The sequence below is a fragment of the Alphaproteobacteria bacterium genome, assembly GCA_018662925.1.
Taxonomy (GTDB): domain Bacteria; phylum Pseudomonadota; class Alphaproteobacteria; order 16-39-46; family JABJFC01; genus JABJFC01.
The window spans coordinates 36,476-52,238 of the sequence record JABJFC010000086.1; the positions used below are offsets into that span (position 1 = coordinate 36,476).

Here is a 15,763-nt window from a genome sequence, read left to right on the forward strand (position 1 = left end):
GGCTTGCCAAATATTTCTAATGGCCGGGAAGACGATAAAAACGCCGTCTTCCCGGAGCCTAGGAACTCTAGACGAACCGGCGTCTTAAGCCGGTGAGTCCTAGAGTGAGTTGGCATCGCGGGATCCATAAAATCAGAGGGAAAAGAACGGATTTCAGAGAACTGAAAAACGCCTTGTATCAACCATTAAATCTGATCTCTGATAGAAAAACCCCCAAGATCACTCTCGGGGGTCTTTCATGTCCATCATCATGTGATAACGGAGAGATTATTGATCCAACGTTATGATAGTCGTACGATTCTGTGCATAAGCAGCCTCAGTTGATCCCTCAACTATGGGGCGCTCCTTACCATAACTAATTGTTTCTATGCGTCTAGGATCGATACCAAGCGCTACCAAGTAATTCTTGTGAGAATCAGCTCGACGCTGTCCTAATGCTAGGTTGTATTCCTGTGTGCCGCGTTCGTCACAATGACCCGAGATACTAAGATCCACATCATCATATGCCTTAAGCCATTCAGCCTGACGCTCAATAGTTTCCTGAGATTCTGCATTCAAATTATACATATCAAATGCATAAAATGCGCGATCTCCAGCCTCAATAGCAAAGTCCGCCTGACTCCCTGGAAGAACTTCTTCCTCAAAAGCCATATAAGGAGCATCCCATTCGCCCCTATCTTCATCATCTGATCCACAAGCAGCTATAGCTACTGCTAGTAATGAAACTGAAGCGATTTTCTTTAAATCCATTCTTCTTATCCCTTTCTTAATTCCTTACTTTTCCGAGCCGTCCCCATCAGCATTCTGGTGATCAATGGATGCTCCATTCCCTAACTATAATCCCAATTTCCTTTTGAATCAACAAGGTTTTCACTAAACCTTATTTAGAAATGACCACGCTGGTGCCGATCCATGGGTTGGTGTCGCTATGATCCTTTCATTGCGGCCTGTTATATCAATGGAATACAGCTTACTATTACCACCTCTTCCCCTTCGATCGGAGGGCGTCTGACGGGTATAAACGATAACGCGCCCATTTGGTGCCCATGTTGGACCTTCTACAATGAATCCTGACGTTAATAAGCGCTCTCCGCTCCCATCAGGTTTCATAACACCTATATAAAACTGTTTATTATGAATCTTTGTGAATGCAATTAAATCACCTCTAGGAGACCAGACAGGCGTTGCATAGCGCCCCTCTCCTTTGCTGATTCGCTGAATTCCTCGTCCATTTGAACCCATAACATAGATGTGATATCTCCCACCTCGGTCCGAATTAAAAGCAATTTTGGATCCATCCGGAGAATACGAAGGCGACGTATCGATTCCCGGAGAGTTCGTGAGTTTCACGACCTTATTTGTTTTTAAATCAATGGTATAGATAGATGAAAGCCCTTTGAGAGACTGGCTCATGATAACTTTTTTCCCATCGGGAGAAAATCGAGGGGCAAATGTCATCCCAGGAAAATCACCCAAAAGTTTCTTTTGTTGGGTATTTAGATCCATCAAATAGACACGCGGAGTATTTTTGGCATAGGACATATAGGTTATCAGCCGATCCGTTGTTGAAAAACGTGGCGTCAAAGTAAGATGGTCTCCTGGCGTAAGAAATTGGTGATTCGCGCCATCCTGATCCATAATAGCTAAACGACGCGTATTCTTTTTCTTGTTAGGTGCCGTTTCAGAAACATAGACAAGCTGCGTATCAAAATAGCCATCTTCCCCAGTAAGTCTCTTATATATGGCATCTGAAATCCGGTGGGCTATCCGGCGCCATCCGTCCTTACTTGAGGTGTAGGCAATGCCCTCTATCTGACGTTGGGAAAATACATCCCAAAGTCGGAATTCCACACGCATCTTACCGGGGCCCATTCCAATCACCCTCCCCGTCACAAGCGCCTGGGCCTTTATAAGACGCCAATCAGGAAACCTAGGCATCTCTTTAATTTTCTGAGGATCTTCAATAAAGGATCTATGATCAATAGCATGAAAAAGACCCGAGTTTTCCATATCATCTGATACAATTTTGGAGATCTCCTTCCCCATGCCTTTCCAGTTTGAGTCTTCCTGAAAGTTGGGAATCGCAATGGGAAGCGGGTCTACATTTCCTTGCGTAACCTCAACAATAAGCTCGGCCTTTGCAGGAGAGACCAAGAGTTCCCCTTGTCCCAAAAGAAGCCCCACAAAAATTAAAATCTGAAAAAGTTTTCGAATCATTCCTTTATCCCATACATGTACTCACCTGTTATTTAGTGGTACGGGGAAAGTCCTCCCAAGACAAGACCGTTTCATCATTTTTTAACTCTATGGGATCATGGCGGGAAAAAGGCACTCAAAACAATGGGCTAAGTTGCCAAAGTATGTTATAAGTATAGGTAACAGGGATAAAAAATAGGCAATTTTATGTATGGGAGATTATCTCTTGCCCTGAAATGGGTAAGCCTCATAGTTTATGCTACACTGATCCAGCTACACACAGCCCAGAGTGCTCCCAAAGTGGCGGCACTTTGCCATACCCCAATTGCAAAATGGGAGTCACAATCGGGAATCCCTGCCCAACTCCTTCTCTCCATAGGAATTGCTGAATCAGGCAAGTACACGAAAGGAAAGGTTGTTGTCTGGCCTTGGACTATCGGTACAAAGAAAGCGGGGTACTATCTGTCTAGCAAGGACGAAGCCATTAAAAAAGTGAAAGCACTACAAGCCCAGGGAGTCAAAAGCATTGATGTGGGATGTATGCAAATCAATCTTAAATATCATCCAACAGCCTTTCAGAATCTGGATGAGGCCTTCGATCCAAAGTCAAACGTGGCCTATGCCGCCTCATTTCTGACAGATCTTCATACAGACCTCAAATCCTGGAAAATGGCTGTTGCCCACTATCACTCTAGCATTAGAAAACATCACGAGAAGTATCGCAACAGAGTCTATGATATATGGTCCACACGACGCCAATCTAAAGAGAATAAAATATTCGATAGAAGCTTCTTCAAGCAAGCCGTCTTCCGGGGCAATAGAGTTGACCAGGTTCGCGCCACCAATACACATGCTCAAACACTTGTGATGTACACCTCTAATATTTCAACTCACCCTTTAAGAAACGTCGTAGTTCGTCCTATTTCCGAAGTTCCTCCGAAACCTAAGTTACAAAAAGCCAACTTTAAGAAAAAAACTTTGCCGCCCCTCCATGCAAAAACACTCTTTGGAGAAACAAAGACGGGATACAAGGCCGCATACTTCTATCTAGGAGCACGATAGACCAATATCACTTCCCCTGCTTCTTGGACATGGCCTCTGGCAGACTCTCCACATAAATGGACTGACTGGGGAAAGCAAATTTAACCCCGTCTCCTTCCACAATCCCCTTTATGGCAAGCAGGCAATCTTCTTGTACCTGCATGAATTCCGCCCGTTTGACTGTTTTTATGAAAAAACTAATACGGATGTCTAAACTGCTTGCCGCAAATCCCTGGAAGTTGATGATGGTCAACACCCCCTCTGTTCTAACATCTGGATTACTAAACAAATACTTTCGAATCTTTTTGATGATTGTTTCTATTTGCTTTTTGGTGGTCCCATACTCCACTCCAATGGTTGTATTAACACGTCGGCAAGGCATCTTAGACCAATTTGTTATGGTATCATTTGCAACTACACTATTTGGAACCGTCACTAATGCTTTATCAAAAGTCCTAATTTTCGTGGATCTCATACCAACAAACTCGACAATACCTTCTGTTCCAGAAGTCTTTATCCAATCACCCTTCTTATAAGTCCTATCTAAATAGATCACGAGGGATCCAAAATAGTTTGAAACCGTATCTTTAGCAGCCAAGGCAACGGCTGCACCAGCAATCCCTAATGAAGCAACAAAAGCCGTTACGTTATAATCCCAAACATCCAAAATTAGGATAAGACCTACAATTACAATGAAGCTCTTCCAAATATGAAAAAATAGGGACTTCAAATCGAATAAACTGCTCTTATCAAAAAGATTGCTGTGCTTGTCTAATAAATCCAAAACTGGCTTTGGCAACCGAAATAAAGCCCAAAAAAAGGTAAAGGCCGTTAACGTAACAATGCCTCGATTATCAAGTTTCACAAAAAGTCCTTGAAGCTTCATAAGCTCAAGAAAACAAAACAACCCGATAATAACGAACAAAAATTTCAACGGTGCTTCTAAAGCTCTAACCAAATCATCAACGCCCTCAAGATTCAGTTTGTGAATTTTTCTACGAAGCAATTTAAGAACAACAACTGCGAACAATTTCCTAAGTAATATAAAAAAGGAGAATACAAGGAGCGGAAGTACGATCCCCATAATATCTATTCCAAAAAAATAAAATGAATGAGACTGCATCCATTCTCCAATGTGTTGAATAACCTTTTCCATTCTCACTCCACTAACTAAATCGAATTCCATAAACTCTCATCACAATTTATATGAAAATCTAAATTTTCACCATAGCTATTAAAAAAACTCGTGTTCTAATGGTACATCATGTTAGATATTCTTTACTGAGAGGGAAAATGACGAACACAACCAAAACACATGACGTTCTCATTATCGGAAGCGGACCCACTGGAGGCACACTGGCATGTGCTCTGGCCCAAGAAGGTCTCTCGGTATGTTTAGTAGATCACATTGCACCAGAAACTTTTCTCAAAGCAAGTTCGGATGGTCGCGTCTATGCTCTTTCACATGGATCGTATAACTTACTAAAATCATTAAATATTTGGAACAGCATATCAGAAAAAGCAACCCCTATTACAGATATCAAAGTCTGTGAGGGCACCTCGGGTCCCACACTCCACTATGATCATCAATTGGTACACAAACCGTTAGGCTATATGGTTGAAGCCCCTCTTCTTCGAAAAGCTATTGTGGAAGCCATAAATTCACAACAGGCAATCCAATTTCGAGCGCCTGATCAAATTCTCTCCCTTGAGAAATCATCGACGGGCGTAATTGCGACCCTTAAGAGTGGGCACACAATCCGTACGTCATTGGTTATTGCCGCCGATGGTCGTAATTCTAAGATTCGAGAAAAGGCCGGAATTGAATTCACAGAAATTCCATACAATCAACACGCCTTAGTGTGCGTCGTTCATCATGAGCACCCACACAATGGGCTTGCTTATGAAAAGTTTTATGGAACAGGTCCTTTCGCTGCCCTCCCCATGAATGATGTAGAAAATAGTAAATCCAAGTTTTCCCATCGTAGCTCTATTGTCTGGTCAGATCAGCCAGAAACAATTAAGGCCTTGATGAACTTAGATGAAAATACTCTTTCCACTCTTCTCAAAGAACGCATGGGATCATATTACGGAAATGCGCAACTGTCTGGAAAACGTTGGTCGTATCCCCTCATCATGGGCATGACCAAATCTAGCATTGCCCAGCGGCTAGTGCTGTTAGGAGATGCTGCCCACGCCATGCATCCTGTGGCAGGCCAAGGCCTTAATCTGGGTCTTCGAGATGTGGCTGCTTTGGCAGAAACCCTTCTTGATGCCCACAAACTTGGCACAGATTTGGGAAGCTCTCTCCTTCTGGAGAAGTACGAACAATGGCGCAAAGTAGATGTCCATACACTAACGGCTTCAACCGATGGCATCGTTCGCTTTTTTTCGAATGATAGTAAGCTGCTGAAGGCTCTGGGCAGCTTTGGTTTCGGGTTGATCGACAAAATGCCTTCTCTCAAAAAGCCGCTCATGAAACACGCCATGGGTGTTATGGGAGATTTGCCCCGATCCTTAAAAGGATGAATTATTTCCTTTCAAACCCAGCCCCCCAACTAGTGATGACTAGGAACATGCCCCATATACTTGTGAAGAATATCTAACCACTCTTCAGAATAGGACATGTTGAAAACAGCCTTGTTCAGCGCTAAACGAAGAAGACTATTTTTGGATGTAATCAGGACATAATACTGAGAGGTAAAAGAGTTAGGAAGAACCTTGAGGGTTTTGGCATAGTTTTTCTTCACTTGGTATCTCAAAACTGGCTCCGAAAAAACAATGGCTTTTAACTTTCCAGATTCTAAGCTATCGAGCGCAGCTGGTACGGTCTTAAAAGTTTGATAATTTAGGTGCCTCTTGTCTAAATATTTTGCGCCAATACCTCCCGCTATCGTCCCAACTTCCACTCTTGATAAGTCCGATGGGCCGTAAACTTCTGGACGAAGAGCATGAGTAGTAAGAGCCCCGGCAACAGTCCCGACAAGGCTGGAAAGGATAACAACCGTACTAATCATCCATGCAACTGCTATTAATCGTCCATAAATGGTTTTGGGAGCTTCGTCTCCAATAGTAACCATTGTCACAAATGTCCACCAAAGCCCTTCACCAATACCTCTAAGGCTGCCTCCTTGAAATGACGGATTAGCTTTTCGTTCTACTGCCCATAGCAACAAACTAAAACAAAGACATAACACAAACAACAATCCCAAAGGCTCCATGAACTTTTTAGATACAAGATGATCCTTAAGAACTGAATAAAATTTCTCATCCACCTTAGAAACGGCGATGCTTAACCCGGTCACAAAATATGGAATGGTATAATCGGAGATCAAAAGTTCCTGACGAAGGGGCGTATCACCCGCTATTATATCAAATTTTCCTGAATCTACCTCCTTCAACCCTTCCGATTCGGTCGTTTTTTCAAGAATATATTCATATCCAAGATCTTTGCTGATGTGATCTATCAGCTCAATAGACAACCCTTCCCAATCTCCTTGCTCCGACATCATTGCAAAGGGAGCTCCTTCTACAACACCCACTTTAAGAACTGTGGATTTCGACAATGAATTAGGCACCGCACCAGAAGACGCTGAACCAACCGTTGTTTGATCGTGCTGAATGACAGTGGAAGTTGGCTCTGTCTGGTCAGCAAAAGATGATTGGAAGCTCGCTACAAAGAATATAATTGCGAATAGTAAAAAATAAAAAGAGCGATGATTAGCCACAATTATATTCATGCTCTTCCCCTTTGTCTCTTTTCTTTTTGAGGTCCATACGTGTGATTCTAGCAGAATTACAGAGCCATTTCATCCATGTTGTTCAGTCTGAGTGTTTAAGAATTTAATATACAGTGCCTCAAGATTCGCGTTGATGAAAATAAAACAACAAGCGAAAGTGGGAAGTTATTGTGTGATCATTTCACGCACTGCTCAGGTTTTTGACATAAAACAAATATCGACACTCCAAAAGGGGGCCTTATAACTTGTGCTGACCATATATCCACAGAAAAAATACAAGTTAATATCTTATTTAATAGAGGAGAATTGACTTGATTTTCACTCTCAATATTCACGTTTAGCCATTTTATCAAAAGACGCCCAAACCATATTGGAAAAAAAAGCATATAATTAAAGTAGAAACTCTTTTGTACTTTAAATCCAGCCTGCTCTAATAATTTCACTAGAGATTTTAAGCGATAACGACGTTTGTGCAATGAAACATCGTCTTGCTTCCCCCATAAAAAATTAAAGGCCGGAACAGTCAATAAAAGCTGTCCTCCTGACACGAGAATCCTCATGATCTCTCTCAGAGCCCGCGTATCATCCTCAATGTGCTCGAGAATATCTGTCGCAAAAATAAACTCAAATTCATCTGCCTCATAAGGAGCTTTACATATATTCCCAAGCCTCACAGGTCCAAGTCCCTTCTCTTCACAAAAACGAATTGCGTCATTGCTCATAGCCAAACCCTCAAATCTTGTGAAGCCCTGATCCTTGAGAAGACGCAAATTTGTTCCCGTACTAGAACCAACATCTAAAACCCTCGAAGAACGTGGGAGGGAAAGCTTTTGCAAAACATTATTAAATAAATTCCGACGACCCACGAACCACCAATGGGAATCTTCCACTGAATTTTCAATAAGATAAGCTTCCTGTTTCATTTCCTACGACTCTTTCGAACCAACTTCCCAACAATGATATATAAACAGGTAGCATACCCTGCAACACATATTACAGTCCTATTTCTGCTAATTCCGTAAAAGCGGCTAGATCCTTGCCCCTACCCACAAAAGATTCTTGACCTATATGTGAATTCGGGTAATGTGCCCCAGGGGCCTGTAGTTCAGTTGGTTAGAACGCACCGCTCATAACGGTGTTGTCGCAGGTTCGAGTCCTGCCGGGCCCACCAGTATTAATGTTTTTGAAAAGATTGGATATCCATGTCAGCACCTCAATATGTGTACGTGATGAAAGACCTTCAGAAAGTATTTCCTGGTGGTCGTGAGATTATGAAAAATGTTTGGCTTTCTTTTTTGCCCGGGGCAAAAATTGGCATCATTGGAATCAATGGATCGGGTAAGACCACTTTGCTCCGGATCATGGCTGGCATAGATAAGGAATTCAATGGAGAAGCTTGGGCAGCAAAAGGGATGCGCGTTGGCTATCTCTCGCAAGAACCAGAACTCGATCCGGCCAAGGACGTCAAAGGCAACATCATGGATGGACTCGCCGAAACTCAAGCCATCTTAGATAAATTCAATGCCGTCAGCGCGCGCTTTGCAGAAGAGCTAAGTGATGATGAGATGACGGCTCTTTTGGATGAGCAAGCAGCCCTTCAGGAACAAATTGATGCCGTAGATGGCTGGGAAATTGAACGAACTGCTGAAATTGCCCGTGATGCCCTCCGTTGCCCACCCGGAGATTCGGATATTTCCAAACTCTCAGGTGGTGAAAAACGCAGAGTAGCCCTTTGTCGACTCTTGTTACAACATCCCGATATTCTTCTCTTGGATGAACCTACTAACCACCTGGATGCAGAATCTATTGCCTGGCTTGAGCGTCACTTACAGGAATACACTGGCACTGTCGTTCTGGTGACCCATGATCGTTACTTCTTAGACAATATTACCCAATGGATTCTCGAAATAGACCGTGGCGAATGTATCCCCTATGAAGGCAACTATTCTGCCTGGATTGAAGCTAAGCAAAAACGCCTCTCTGTTGAAAACCAACAGCAAGCCGCCCAAAAGAAAGCTCTAGACCGAGAACTAGACTGGATCCGCCAATCACCGAAGGGGCGCCAAACCAAGAGCAAAGCCCGTGTTTCTGCCTATGATACACTGTTGGCAGAATCTAAGAATATTTCGACGAAAGAAGCCCAAATTGTTATCCCGGCAGGACCTCGTTTAGGAAGCATGGTCATAGAGGCCAAAAACATTTCCAAAGGATTTGACGGAACATCTCTTATAAATGACCTTAGCTTTCGCCTTCCCCCAGGCGGTATCGTGGGTGTGATAGGCCCCAATGGTGCTGGAAAAACGACTCTCTTTAAAATGATTACAGATCAAGAAAAACCTGATGGGGGATCCTTTGATGTGGGAGACACAGTCCAATTAGGCTACGTGGATCAGTCAAGAGATACCCTGTCTGCTGATAAATCCATTTGGGAAGAGCTGTCCAATGGCCTAGATGAAATTGAGTTGGGAAAACAGTCAGTTTCCAGTCGTGCTTACTGTTCTTGGTTTAACTTCAGAGGACCCGACCAGCAGAAAAAAGTCGGTTCCCTATCAGGGGGGGAGCGCAATCGGGTTCACTTGGCCAAGATTCTTAAGTCTGGCGCAAATTTACTATTATTCGATGAACCCACTAATGACTTGGACGTAGAAACACTTCGCGCCCTTGAAGAAGCCCTTCTCAAGTTTGCCGGTTGTGCTGTCGTTATCAGCCATGATCGGTTCTTCCTTGATCGTGTAGCCACACATATATTGGCATTTGAAGGTGACGGCCACGTTGAATGGTTCGAAGGCAACTTTGCAAGCTATGAAGAAGATAAGAAGCGACGCCTAGGAATCACTGATGAAGATCTTCGACAGGGCAAATATAAACGCCTTAAGCGTGCTTAGGGGAAAATCAATCTTGTCCTTTCTTGTGTTTCACGATAGCTTTATCGAGGAGTTTTGCAGTTGCCGAAGTAGCTCAGTTGGTAGAGCAACGCATTCGTAATGCGTAGGTCGGAGGTTCGAGTCCTCTCTTCGGCACCACCCGGTCCAGGGTCCATACCGGAGAGAAAGGTAAAAGATTATACCGAAGACATGGGTAACTCATTTTCCACCAGGCTTTTGAAAAGTTTTTTCTTTCCTTTTTAGGGAATCCTGGTAAATGTTAGAACCATGATTAAGTCACTATATCTTTACCTTCTGGGCCTATCTCCCTTTTTGAAAGGAACATACATCGGAGGGCTTTTCTTAGGCGCTCCTCTAATGGGGATGCCCATTACGGGATTGGTGTATTTGTCAGCTCTCTTTTTTAGCTTTTGGACTGGCTTGGCAGTGGCCTTCCTTGGATATTTTGCTAGCACTATCCTCTATTACGAGATGGCTCAGAAAATATCTAAAATTAAGTTTGTCGAAGCCAGGTTAGAGAGAATAATCAATCGTCTCCCAAAAATGATTAAAAATCCCGATACGGTTACCATTGCGCTGTCAGCCATGATTTTTCCCTTCTTGTTTATGGTGCTCAGCCTTGGGCTCATGAAACAAGACCGATTGAAAGCCTATACAGGGATTTATCTTGGAGGTCTTCCCGCCTTTATTATTGCCTATCAAGCAGGTGCCATCGGTCAAAATTTTGTTCTAGAATATAACCAAACTCGATTGATTCTTTCCGGTATTCTCATTACGGTATGCCTTGCTGTACATTTCCTTTTCGTACGACGTGCAAAGAGAAAGTTCAATGTTTAGAAAAATTTACTTCCTCCTTCCCGTTTACAATGAATCCAAAAGCATCCATGACCTGCTCCTTAATATTGATGCTTTTTCTCAAACCATTTCCCCTTCAGTGGAAAGCATCGTGATCGACGACTGCAGCAAAGACGATTCCAAAAAATGGATTCAGAAAGCAAAAAATAATTTGAAAAATATCACCCTTACAGAAATTTTTCATACTGAAAATCAAGGACTTAGAGGCGCCCTAAATTCAGGGTTCGCTCATCTTTCAAATCAAGTCTCTCACGATACAGCGGTGATTACGATGGATGGGGATAACACCCACAACCCATATTTGGTCCGGGAAATGATAGAGAGACTAGAGCAAGGGGCCGACATGGCTATTGCATCTCGGTACTGCCCTCAATCGCGCATTAGTGGTCTTCCCAAACACCGTATATTCCTCAGCCAGGGAGCCCGACTTTTGTACAAAATATTTTGGCGAATTCCCGGTGTGAAGGACTATACCTGCCTGTTCCGTGCTCATTCAGGAGAGCTCCTGAAAAAGTTCTATAAATGTACACCTGCACCTTACTTGGAAGAAAAAAGTTTTGCCTGTACCACAGAATTGCTAGCCAAGTTAAATAAGGCTGCCCCCACCATTGTGGAGGTCCCCATGATTCTCAAATACGGGAACAAGTTTTCTGCCTCTAACGTGCAACTGGGAAGAACCATTTTGTCCTCCCTCCAAATTCTGACGCGTAAAGCTTAACCATGAAAATTTTGACAGTTTTTGGCACGCGGCCTGAAGCCATTAAACTCGCACCAGTGATTCATCAGCTTCAAGCAACCCCTGGCATCCAAAATGTGACTTGCAATACAGGGCAGCACACCACCATGGTAGATCAAGTCATTCAGATTTTTGGACTACGTTTGGATTACGATTTGCAACTCATGCAACCCAATCAGACTCTCCCTCAACTTTCCCAACGGGTTTTAGAAAAATTCACCCCTATTCTAAAAAAAGAAAAGCCTGATTACATCCTAGTCCAAGGAGATACGACAACGGTATTTATAACCAGTTTAGCTGCTTTTTATGAACAAATACCCGTTGCCCATTTAGAAGCCGGACTTCGCTCAGGAGACCTCTATTCTCCCTGGCCTGAAGAAGCTAACCGCGCCCTTACATCTGTCTTAGCAAAAGTTCATTTTGCCCCGACAGAACCCGCTCGTGAAAATCTGCTTAAAGAGAATGTCCCAGCAGATACAGTCCTCGTAACCGGAAATACGGTTGTAGATGCGCTCCTCTTTACAAGTAAAAAAATAGATATGGATTCTGTTCTACGGCAGAAATTAGAACAAATGCTGCCTCCCATAAATCCCAAAAAGAGAACAATCTTAGTCACCTTACATCGTCGGGAAAGCCATAGTGGTGGCATAGAAAACGTATGTAATGCCCTCAAAGAATTGTGCCGACGCCCAGATGTGGAAATTATCTTTTCAGTGCATCCCAACCCCAATGTTCAAAAAACAGTGGAAGAAACATTGGGTGGGCTTTCAGCTGTCAAACTCATACAACCACCACACTACGAAGCCTTTGTATATCTTATGAAGCACGCCTATTTGATTTTAACTGATTCGGGAGGCATTCAAGAAGAGGCTCCCTCATTAGAAAAACCGGTCCTCGTTGCCCGAGAAAAAACAGAACGGCCTGAAGGGATAAAGGCTGGCTGCAGCATTCTTGTCGGCACAGAAACCCAGAACGTGTTGGAAATGATCCAACGCTTTCTAGACGACAAAGAATATTACACCCAATTCGCAAAAAGTAAAAATCCCTATGGCGACGGGAATGCCTCTAGTCGAATTGCAAAATTCTTCGCACAATCATGACTGAAAAATTATTCTCATTTACCTTTTATCTCACTGTTCTAATGCTCATTTTGGGCTTGCCAATTGACACGTGGTGGAAGTTCTCTGTCCTTGCCACGGGCCTTTCCGCAGCCCTGATATTTGGGCTTCATCTATCACAAAAGAAAATCCTGTACGCATTAGGAATCTTGATGTTGCTCACTATGGGAAAGTGGGCTCTTCCCATAAGCTATCTGGATCAAGGAGGCAACGTCTACATTCCAGAAGCACCTTTTGCTAAGTCACTTCCCCAAGCAGTTGAGGAATTTTCGACTCAAGAATTTCAGAGGCTCTACCCAACACACAACATTTCATCAGATGGATGGACCGATGCTTTTCTCGTTGAAAAATTCCATAAAGATTCGCCCTTGTCTCGCCGTATTCAATCTATTGATTTTTCCAATCGGCATGAGCTTCGCTTTGGCGCTTTCAATAAGAATATTTACAATACCTACCATGATATGATTCCAAAACGGGAATTCCTCCCCTACGTCTTGCATATTCAACTCCCAAAAAACCTTGCCCAAAGCCCCAGTACAAAAATCTGCTGGAAAGGAATTCTCTACCTCCCCACGAAAGATGGAAACCTTGAACAAACGACGTCCTTGGAAAACAAATGCATTTCGACTCACAATCCTCAGATAACATCCTTCTATGCCGTAGATATTGATCCAGAAACTCCTCTTGCGCTCCACATTCAAAAGCCCTTCTCCCATGCCATATGGGATTGGGCTGAGTTGGCTTTGATCATTCTCGCTACTTGCGTCCTGTGTGGGATCCTCATACCAATTGGAACCCCTCTACACTCTCTCCGATCAGACACCAATTATCGTCGAAAAACGATCATTTTGGGACTTTCTTTTCTACTTTCCATAGGCGTAGCCTTTCTCTATCGACCCCTTTTTCAAACAGGTTTTCTCCTCTTAGAGGGAGGAAATGACGGACTTAGCTATTCTACTGCAGCGCGCTATATCCTAGAGTCACTCTATACCTTCCATTGGCAGGGAGTGTTCCAGGGATCCGAAAACATATATGATCTCATGCCCTGGCATCGTTATTTCTACGCTTTAAATCTTTACCTATTTGGCGAAACACACTTGGGTTACTTTCTTATTATCTGTTTCTTTCCATTTGTCATTTTCGGACTTTTGGAGAAGATACTCTCCCCCAAATGGAGCTTTTGGCTTACCTTAGCCTTTCTAATCGCCCCGATTTTCGAATCCTTTGGGTTTGCCCAATTCTATATGGTTCGACTCTGTATGCGTGGATTTTCAGAACCCCTTAGCTATTTTTTCTTCCTAAGCGCAGTCTCTTTGAGCCTTCCCCTCTTAAAAAAGCTCCCAGAAAAAGATATACTTTCCCCGTTGTTTTTTACTGGACTCCTCTTTGCTTTCTCCGTTGGAATTCGCCCCAATCTTGCCGTTGGTGCCGGTGTATATATATCTCTTCTGGGACTAATTTTACTTTTGAAACAAAGGGTTGCAGATATCTTAAGCCTAGCCGCAGGATTTAGCCCCATTCTCTTGATCCCAATTCACAATTATGTCTTTGGCAATCAACTCGTGCTATTTACCATTGCCGCACAGAAGGTAGAAAATTTAGCCATACAGCCCAAAGATTATATAACCCTCATTAAAGTACTCATGGATGGCCATTGGCCTGGACAAGAGTTGTTTAAAATATGGCATCACCTAACAAGTGAGGTTCCCTTCTCCCGTTTTTGGCTCTATTTTGCCCTCTTGATAAATGGATATATTTTGTTTTGGAAACGTATGCCCTATTACGCAAAAGTTATCAGCGCGAGTGGACTCGCTCAATTTGCCATAACCTTTTTTTACCGGACAAATGGACGGTATAGCTATCTCCATTGGACACTTTTGTTATTAGGAATTTTTCTGTTTGTGAAGGAAGTGAAGCTTCATCATCGGTTTGACTGGCGCCGAAAGTCCAAAAAAGTCTCAGCGCGTCTTTAAAACCAAACAATCGTGATGATTCGAGGTTAAAATTTTACAAGCCCTATTTGCGCGTTCTTGATGCAGACCAACCAATCGCGCTCGATATAATGTTCCTTTCTTTCCTTTCAAAGTGGTCACATATATTTGGGACTCTTTCAAATGTGTATTGTAGCTTTTCAACATTTTTTTTGCCTGACCTTTGGCAGCAGAATGCTTCGAATAAACTCCCACTTGTACAGCCCAATTTCGAGAACCAGTGCTCTCCGCTGCATGGGCCGTTGATATGATGCTAGGCAATTTAAAGGAAGAAGCCTCCCTTGGCTTTAAGCGTGGAGACGGTAAATTCTGTACAGAGGCTATACGATAAGGATCAGAGTGAGGTTTTTTCTTGAATCCTAACTTAAACAAATTTCTGATTTTTTTATCCCGTGCCGATTTCGTGTGCTCCCCCATAACCACGACAATAAGCCTCGTATCTCCTCTTAAAGCAGATGCAGCAAGATTAAAACCTGCGGCATTGGTAAAACCTGTTTTAATGCCATCTAGTCCTTGAATCTTTCCCAAGAGCCTGTTGTGATTTTTATGATGAGTACCTTTATACTTGAAGGCACGGGTCGCAAACCATTTGTAATAGTTGGGATGAGTGTGAATCAGTGACTTTGAAAGACGTGCCATATCTCTTGCTGTAGACTTTTGCCGCGAATTGGGAAGTCCAGATGCATTCCTGTAGTTGGTTCGATTCATCCCCAGTTGCCGAGCCTTATGATTCATCATCATGGCAAACTTTCCTTCAGTTTTCCCCAAATGCTCAGCAATTACGACAGCCACATCATTGGCAGATTTTGTAATGAGTCCCATGACGGCATCACGAACTGAAAGACTGCTACCTACCCTGAGACCAAATTTAGAAGGTGGACGATTTGCAGCATATCTAGACACTTTTAATTTGGTGTTTAGTGATAATTTTCCAGCTTTAAGGGCATCGAATACAAGATAGAGAGTCATCATCTTAGTCATGGAGGCCGGGTGGCGTTGAAGATCTGATCTCTGCTGATGAATAACGCGTCCTGATCTAGCGTCCATGACAATAGATGCCGAAGGCAGGTTCGCCAAGACATTTTGTGGAAGCACTGCAAAAAGCATACCAACACATAAAAATGAACAAATAAGATTCTTAACCAGTCTTCCCCCCATCGAAAACACCCTACCCCTGTCAGTTTTTCGAGTATATACAAAT

At 43.1% G+C, this 15,763-nt stretch carries 13 protein-coding genes and 2 tRNA genes; 9 read left to right on the forward strand and 6 right to left on the reverse strand.

Going from position 1 to position 15,763, the window contains the following annotated elements; all coding sequences use genetic code 11:
- Positions 1-267: 267 nt before the first annotated feature.
- Together pal and tolB are read right to left on the reverse strand one after the other, a co-directional pair.
- The gene (gene pal, locus HOL16_07715) at positions 268-750 is read right to left on the reverse strand and encodes a peptidoglycan-associated lipoprotein Pal (GenBank protein ID MBT5390566.1); all 483 of its coding nucleotides are present in this window, start codon (positions 748-750) and stop codon (positions 268-270) included.
- Positions 751-873: 123 nt separating this feature from the next.
- Entirely contained in the window at positions 874-2,217 is a 1,344-nt protein-coding gene (gene tolB, locus HOL16_07720; GenBank protein MBT5390567.1) for a Tol-Pal system protein TolB, read from the reverse strand.
- 186 nt (positions 2,218-2,403) lie between these two features.
- On the opposite strand from tolB, the gene HOL16_07725 reads away from it, so the two are divergent.
- Positions 2,404-3,258: a transglycosylase SLT domain-containing protein gene (locus tag HOL16_07725; protein ID MBT5390568.1), complete on the forward strand. Its 855-nt coding sequence runs from the start codon at positions 2,404-2,406 to the stop codon at positions 3,256-3,258.
- Between the two features lie 7 nt (positions 3,259-3,265).
- Here HOL16_07725 and HOL16_07730 read toward each other — a convergent pair whose 3' ends face one another.
- On the reverse strand, positions 3,266-4,393 hold the full coding sequence (locus tag HOL16_07730) for a mechanosensitive ion channel family protein (GenBank protein MBT5390569.1): 1,128 nt from the start codon (positions 4,391-4,393) through the stop codon (positions 3,266-3,268).
- Positions 4,394-4,530: 137 nt separating this feature from the next.
- Between HOL16_07730 and HOL16_07735 the strand changes: the two genes are divergently transcribed.
- On the forward strand, positions 4,531-5,766 hold the full coding sequence (locus HOL16_07735; protein MBT5390570.1) for a UbiH/UbiF/VisC/COQ6 family ubiquinone biosynthesis hydroxylase: 1,236 nt from the start codon (positions 4,531-4,533) through the stop codon (positions 5,764-5,766).
- Between the two features lie 29 nt (positions 5,767-5,795).
- Here HOL16_07735 and HOL16_07740 read toward each other — a convergent pair whose 3' ends face one another.
- Complete coding sequence (locus tag HOL16_07740) at positions 5,796-6,977, reverse strand: transporter substrate-binding domain-containing protein (GenBank protein ID MBT5390571.1); 1,182 nt, start codon at positions 6,975-6,977, stop codon at positions 5,796-5,798.
- Positions 6,978-7,153: 176 nt separating this feature from the next.
- On the reverse strand, positions 7,154-7,900 hold the full coding sequence (locus tag HOL16_07745) for a class I SAM-dependent methyltransferase (protein ID MBT5390572.1): 747 nt from the start codon (positions 7,898-7,900) through the stop codon (positions 7,154-7,156).
- Between the two features lie 171 nt (positions 7,901-8,071).
- Here HOL16_07745 and HOL16_07750 point away from each other — a divergent pair.
- The 7 genes from HOL16_07750 (at position 8,072) to HOL16_07780 (ending at position 14,544) form a co-directional block, all read left to right on the forward strand.
- A tRNA-Ile gene (locus HOL16_07750) sits at positions 8,072-8,148 on the forward strand.
- A 31-nt stretch (positions 8,149-8,179) separates the two neighbouring features.
- Positions 8,180-9,862 carry an energy-dependent translational throttle protein EttA gene (gene ettA / locus HOL16_07755; GenBank protein MBT5390573.1) on the forward strand — a complete coding sequence of 561 codons (1,683 nt, stop codon included), beginning with the start codon at positions 8,180-8,182 and terminating at the stop codon, positions 9,860-9,862.
- A gap of 62 nt (positions 9,863-9,924) precedes the next feature.
- Positions 9,925-10,000: transfer RNA gene (locus HOL16_07760), tRNA-Thr, on the forward strand.
- 129 nt (positions 10,001-10,129) lie between these two features.
- Complete coding sequence (locus HOL16_07765; protein MBT5390574.1) at positions 10,130-10,699, forward strand: hypothetical protein; 570 nt, start codon at positions 10,130-10,132, stop codon at positions 10,697-10,699.
- Positions 10,692-11,435 carry a glycosyltransferase family 2 protein gene (locus tag HOL16_07770; GenBank protein ID MBT5390575.1) on the forward strand — a complete coding sequence of 248 codons (744 nt, stop codon included), beginning with the start codon at positions 10,692-10,694 and terminating at the stop codon, positions 11,433-11,435. The genes HOL16_07765 and HOL16_07770 overlap by 8 nt, the downstream gene beginning before the upstream one ends.
- Positions 11,436-11,437: 2 nt before the next feature.
- Positions 11,438-12,553: a UDP-N-acetylglucosamine 2-epimerase (non-hydrolyzing) gene (gene wecB, locus HOL16_07775; GenBank protein ID MBT5390576.1), complete on the forward strand. Its 1,116-nt coding sequence runs from the start codon at positions 11,438-11,440 to the stop codon at positions 12,551-12,553.
- Positions 12,550-14,544, forward strand: a complete 1,995-nt coding sequence (locus tag HOL16_07780) for a hypothetical protein (GenBank protein MBT5390577.1) — start codon at positions 12,550-12,552, stop codon at positions 14,542-14,544. Before wecB ends, HOL16_07780 begins: the two co-directional genes overlap by 4 nt.
- Here HOL16_07780 and HOL16_07785 read toward each other — a convergent pair.
- Positions 14,530-15,720: a D-alanyl-D-alanine carboxypeptidase gene (locus HOL16_07785; protein ID MBT5390578.1), complete on the reverse strand. Its 1,191-nt coding sequence runs from the start codon at positions 15,718-15,720 to the stop codon at positions 14,530-14,532. The two genes, HOL16_07780 and HOL16_07785, sit on opposite strands and share 15 nt — an antisense overlap.
- Positions 15,721-15,763 lie beyond the last annotated feature (43 nt).